At 74.9% G+C, this 2,562-nt stretch carries 3 protein-coding genes and 1 pseudogene; 1 reads left to right on the top strand and 3 read right to left on the bottom strand.

All coding sequences use genetic code 11. From position 1 onward, the window contains the following. From F3J18_RS36570 to F3J18_RS36560, 3 genes are all read right to left on the bottom strand, one after another. A partial coding sequence (locus F3J18_RS36570; RefSeq protein WP_205195720.1) for a secretin N-terminal domain-containing protein occupies nt 1–1,140 on the bottom strand: 1,140 nt, incomplete at its 3' end. Next, nucleotides 1,137–2,072 carry a hypothetical protein gene (locus tag F3J18_RS36565; protein WP_166917016.1) on the bottom strand — a complete coding sequence of 312 codons (936 nt, stop codon included), beginning with the start codon at nt 2,070–2,072 and terminating at the stop codon, nt 1,137–1,139. The genes F3J18_RS36570 and F3J18_RS36565, both read right to left, overlap by 4 nt. After that, nucleotides 2,069–2,482 (bottom strand): hypothetical protein, encoded by a 414-nt coding sequence (locus F3J18_RS36560; protein ID WP_205195718.1) that lies wholly within the window; start codon nt 2,480–2,482, stop codon nt 2,069–2,071. The genes F3J18_RS36565 and F3J18_RS36560 overlap by 4 nt, the downstream gene beginning before the upstream one ends. Between F3J18_RS36560 and F3J18_RS38745 the strand changes: the two are divergent. Then, nucleotides 2,432–2,562: pseudogene (locus F3J18_RS38745) on the top strand (N-acetyltransferase); the annotation flags it as partial. The gene F3J18_RS36560 and the pseudogene F3J18_RS38745 overlap by 51 nt on opposite strands.

Raw genomic sequence — 2,562 nt, 5'->3', positions numbered from 1 at the left:
CGGCGCGCCGCCGCTGCCCGCCCCCTCGCCGCGCGCCAGCGAGCGCGTGGTGCGCAAGGCGATCCGTGCGCCCAGCTCGCGCGAGAAACCGCGCTCGCCCTCGACCACGCGCGCCTCGATCAACACCTGGCGCGAGGGCCGGTCGAGCTGCGCGACGAGGGCCGCGATCTGCGCGAGCCGGCCGTCCAGGTCGGTGACGAACAGCAAATTGGTGCGCGCATCGGCCAGCACCGAGCCGCGCCGCGACAGCACGCGCTGGTTGGCGGCGGCGCCGGTCAGCAGCCGCGCGACATCGTTGGCGCGCGGGTAGCGCAGCAGGAAGGTGCGGCTCGCCAGCGGCTCGAGGTCGGCCATCCGCGCATGGGCCTCGAAGCGCGCACGCTCGCGCGCCGTCAGTTCGGCCGCCGGCGCCACCCAGATCACGTCGCCGCGCATCGCCATCGCCAGGCCGTTGGCGTCCAGCAGCGCATCGAACGCGTCGCGCCAGGGAACGTCGTGGATGCGCAGCGTGGCGCTGCCCTGCACGCGGCCGCTCAGCACCACGCTCTGCCCCGTGAAACGCGCGAAGGCGTCGAACACGGCCGCGAGCGGAGCCTGCCGCAGGTCGAGCGAGATCCTGCGCCGGTCGGCAGCCGCGCGCGGGACGGTGACGGGACTGGACAGCCGCTCGGGCGGGGGCAACGGAATCGGCGGGCCCTCAAGGGCGGGCGGCGGTAGGCCCTGCCGGGTGGCTTCGGGCGGTTTGCCGTCGGCACGCGTGGCCGACGTGGGCGCTTCATCCGTCACCTGGCTAGCCCCGGTCGCGAGCGGGAGACCGCCCTGCGGCCCCGGCTCCTTCGGTTCGCCAGCCGGCAAGGGTGAAATGCCGGCGGCCGAGGCAGCCATGCCCTCACCGCCGTATCGCTCGGCGGCAGCGGCCGGAGCCATGCCCGCGTCCTCCGGATCCGTCAGCGCGCTGCCGCCGCCCACGCGCCCCGCCTCGGGATCGAACCAGCCGATGCTGTCCAGCGCCGCGGCCGGCATCACCATCGGCAAGGGCGGCCGCAGCATCGCCCGGGCCGGCGACGAATGGCCGATCGCCAACCAGAACGCACACGGCGCAACAAGCAGGCGCGCAAACCTCCCTCGATCGTGCGTCATCGCTCCGCCTCCCCGCGCAAAACCATGCGATGCCGCGCACCGCCGCCATCGTCGAGACCCAGCCAGACCCCATCCGCATCGATGCGCGTGATGCGTTCGGCACCGACGCGCTCGCCCACCGAAGCGGACCAGGCCCCCGCCTCCGCGTCGAACAGCACGAGCCCGCGACGCGCATCGCGCACAATGCCGGCGACGCGCGGCATCGCCGCCGGCTCGCGGCCGCCGAAATCGGCGCCGGCCTCGGCTGCGCCCAGGCCGGAAGCAGCCGTCGCTACCGCTCCAGGCGCGACATCCGGCGCGTCCGGCCCGGACGGCGACACGGCCAGACGCGCCGAGAAACTCGCCCCGTCGCCCTGGCGCTGCACCTCGATGCCGACCGGCACCACGGCCATCGGCAGCGCGGCGAGCGAGCGGACCCAGGCGCCGATTGCCCCGAAGCGGCCATCGCCGGCGACGTCGTAGTACCGCATGCCGCCGGCCGCCGCCTCGGCTCCAGCCTGCTGCGCGGGACCGAGCCGGCGAATCCGCAAGCCGCTGTCGTGGGCGCCGGCGATCAACTGCCAACCAGGATCGAGCAGCGGCTCACCCTCGTCGCGCCGGTTTTCGGGCAAGGCCGGGGATCGGCCCGCGCGAGCGTCGAGCGAGGACTGCCCCGGCACTTCCTCCTGGCGCGATGGCTCCGGTTCGATCGATCGCGGGTCTGGCCGCGGGTCTTGCTGCGAGTCTGGCTGCAAATCCAGCCGCCGTTCGGCCAGTTCCCGCTGCGCCAGCGCTTCACCGTGCCGGGCGCGAGCCCCGGCGATACCGCTCCAGTCGCGCTCGCCGGACACGGCCCACAACCCGCCGAACACGGCCGACGCGACGCCGGCCAGGGCCAGCAGCCGGCGCACCCCCGCATGCGGGCAGACCCGCGCGACGATCGCCTTCATCATCGCCGCCCTCCCCGCGCTACGAAGAAATCGGCACGAGCCGCGCGAGGCAGCGGCACCGCGTCGGGCCAGCGGATCCGCACCGCGAAGCGGATCGTGCCCGTCGTGCCCTGGCCCGGCTCCCCCTCGACGCCCGACATCTCGACCTGCCAGTCGGAGCGCGCCTCGCGCAAGCGCGCCAGCCAGCGCGAGGCGGCCAGCGAATCACGGGCACGCGCATCGATCCTCACCCCGCCCTCGGCCTGCCGCAGCGCGATCAGCATCACCGCGCGATAGTCGAGCCGGTGCAGCACCTCGAACAGGGTGATGGCGCGCAGCAAGGGCCGCGTCAGCTCGGCCGCCGCCGCGGCCCGAGCCCGCCGCGTCTCGCGCTCGCGCCCGACGGCCGGATCGCGGGCGTGCTGGCCGTCCACGACGGCCGCCTGACGAGCCTCGACGATCCGCACGTGGCCTGGATGCTGCTGCGCGTGTTCGGAGCGCGCCGCACGGTGGC

Origin of the sequence: Burkholderia sp. Ax-1720 (assembly GCF_011753035.1) — a bacterium.
Lineage (GTDB): Bacteria > Pseudomonadota > Gammaproteobacteria > Burkholderiales > Burkholderiaceae > Burkholderia > Burkholderia gladioli.
Note: the sequence above shows the minus strand (reverse complement) of the source record. Positions and strands in the feature narration are given on the sequence as shown.